This is a genomic window from Bacillus pfraonensis, assembly GCF_050768835.1.
Classification (GTDB): Bacteria; Bacillota; Bacilli; order Bacillales; family Bacillaceae_G; genus Bacillus_A; species Bacillus_A pfraonensis.
The window spans coordinates 1-2,898 of record NZ_JAHCDO010000090.1 but is presented as its reverse complement, the minus strand read 5'-3'; the positions used below and the strand labels follow the sequence as shown (position 1 = coordinate 2,898).

Sequence of the window (2,898 nt, the reverse complement as noted above, 5' to 3'; positions counted from 1 at the left end):
GTCGATAAGACCCGTAGGTTAGAATTTCAATACAGTCAGGGCGGTATCCCACCAGCGCCTCCACCGAAGCTAGCGCTCCGGCTTCAAAGGCTCCCGCCTATCCTGTACAAACTGTACCAAAATTCAATATCAGGCTACAGTAAAGCTCCACGGGGTCTTTCCGTCCTGTCGCGGGTAACCTGCATCTTCACAGGTACTATAATTTCACCGAGTCTCTGGTTGAGACAGTGCCCAAATCGTTACACCTTTCGTGCGGGTCGGAACTTACCCGACAAGGAATTTCGCTACCTTAGGACCGTTATAGTTACGGCCGCCGTTTACTGGGGCTTCAGTTCAGAGCTTCGCTTGCGCTAACCCCTCTCCTTAACCTTCCAGCACCGGGCAGGTGTCAGCCCCTATACTTCGCCTTACGGCTTCGCAGAGACCTGTGTTTTTGCTAAACAGTCGCTTGGGCCTATTCACTGCGGCTTTCCGTTAAGAAAGCACCCCTTCTCCCGAAGTTACGGGGTCATTTTGCCGAGTTCCTTAACCAGAGTTCTCTCGCTCACCTTAGGATTCTCTCCTCGCCTACCTGTGTCGGTTTGCGGTACAGGCACCTTTTATCTCGCTAGAAGCTTTTCTTGGCAGCGGGGAATCAAAGACTTCGCTCCATAAGGAGCTTCCCCATCACAGCTCAGCCTTCACGGTAAGCGGATTTACCTACTTACCAGCCTAACTGCTTGGACGTGCACAACCAATAACACGCTTCTTCTATCCTTCTGCGTCCCTCCATTGCTCAAACGATAAAGAGGTGGTACAGGAATATCAACCTGTTGTCCATCGCCTACGCCTGTCGGCCTCGGCTTAGGTCCTGACTAACCCTGAGCGGACGAGCCTTCCTCAGGAAACCTTAGGCATTCGGTGGACGGGATTCTCACCCGTCTTTCGCTACTCATACCGGCATTCTCACTTCTAAGCACTCCACCAGTCCTTCCGGTCTGACTTCACTGTCCTTAGAACGCTCCCCTACCACTGATACCAAAGGTATCAATCCGCAGTTTCGGTGGTGTATTTAGCCCCGATACATTTTCGGCGCAGAGTCACTCGACTAGTGAGCTATTACGCACTCTTTAAATGGTGGCTGCTTCTAAGCCAACATCCTAGTTGTCTAAGCAACTCCACATCCTTTTCCACTTAATACACACTTTGGGACCTTAACTGGCGGTCTGGGCTGTTTCCCTTTTGACTACGGATCTTATCACTCGCAGTCTGACTCCCAAGGATAAGTCATTGGCATTCGGAGTTTGACTGAATTCGGTAATCCGATGAGGACCCCTAGTTCAATCAGTGCTCTACCTCCAAGACTCTAACACTTGAGGCTAGCCCTAAAGCTATTTCGGGGAGAACCAGCTATCTCCAGGTTCGATTGGAATTTCTCCGCTACCCACACCTCATCCCCGCACTTTTCAACGTGCGTGGGTTCGGGCCTCCATTCAGTGTTACCTGAACTTCACCCTGGACATGGGTAGATCACCTGGTTTCGGGTCTACGACCACGTACTAAACGCCCTATTCAGACTCGCTTTCGCTACGGCTCCGCCTCTTCGGCTTAACCTTGCACGAGATCGTAACTCGCCGGTTCATTCTACAAAAGGCACGCCATCACCCATTAACGGGCTCTGACTATTTGTAGGCACACGGTTTCAGGATCTCTTTCACTCCCCTTCCGGGGTGCTTTTCACCTTTCCCTCACGGTACTGGTTCACTATCGATCACTAGGGAGTATTTAGCCTTGGGAGATGGTCCTCCCGGATTCCGACGGAATTTCACGTGTTCCGCCGTACTCAGGATACATTCAAGAGAGAACGAAGTTTCGACTACGGGGTTGTTACCCTCTATGACGAGCCTTTCCAGACTACTTCGTCTACCACGTTCTTTTGTAACTCCGTATAGAATGTCCTACAACCCCAAGAGGCAAGCCTCTTGGTTTGGGCTAGATTCCGTTTCGCTCGCCGCTACTCAGGAAATCGCATTTGCTTTCTCTTCCTCCAGGTACTTAGATGTTTCAGTTCCCTGGGTCTGTCTTCCTTACCCTATGTATTCAGGTAAGGATACCATACCATTACGTATAGTGGGTTTCCCCATTCGGAAATCTTCGGATCAAAGCTTACTTACAGCTCCCCGAAGCATATCGGCGTTAGTCCCGTCCTTCATCGACTCCTAGTGTCAAGGCATCCACCGTGCGCCCTTTCTAACTTAACCAAGTATGAAAGATTACACTTTCTATGCATTACACTTTACTGTTATCTAGTTTTCAAAGAACAATCTTGAGAGATAGTTCTCTCAAAACTAAACAAAATGTAGAAACGTTACTTATTCATACAATGAACAACGTTCATTGATGTCTCCATAGAAAGGAGGTGATCCAGCCGCACCTTCCGATACGGCTACCTTGTTACGACTTCACCCCAATCATCTGTCCCACCTTAGGCGGCTGGCTCCAAAAAGGTTACCCCACCGACTTCGGGTGTTACAAACTCTCGTGGTGTGACGGGCGGTGTGTACAAGGCCCGGGAACGTATTCACCGCGGCATGCTGATCCGCGATTACTAGCGATTCCAGCTTCATGTAGGCGAGTTGCAGCCTACAATCCGAACTGAGAACGGTTTTATGAGATTAGCTCCACCTCGCGGTCTTGCAGCTCTTTGTACCGTCCATTGTAGCACGTGTGTAGCCCAGGTCATAAGGGGCATGATGATTTGACGTCATCCCCACCTTCCTCCGGTTTGTCACCGGCAGTCACCTTAGAGTGCCCAACTTAATGATGGCAACTAAGATCAAGGGTTGCGCTCGTTGCGGGACTTAACCCAACATCTCACGACACGAGCTGACGACAACCATGCACCACCTGTCACTCTGC

General features: G+C 50.3%; 2 rRNA genes. Both read right to left on the bottom strand.

What is annotated here, in order from left to right:
• Nucleotides 1–2,240 (bottom strand): 23S ribosomal RNA (locus KFD70_RS29160); the annotation flags it as partial.
• Between the two features lie 151 nt (nucleotides 2,241–2,391).
• Nucleotides 2,392–2,898, bottom strand: a 16S ribosomal RNA gene (locus KFD70_RS29155); the annotation flags it as partial.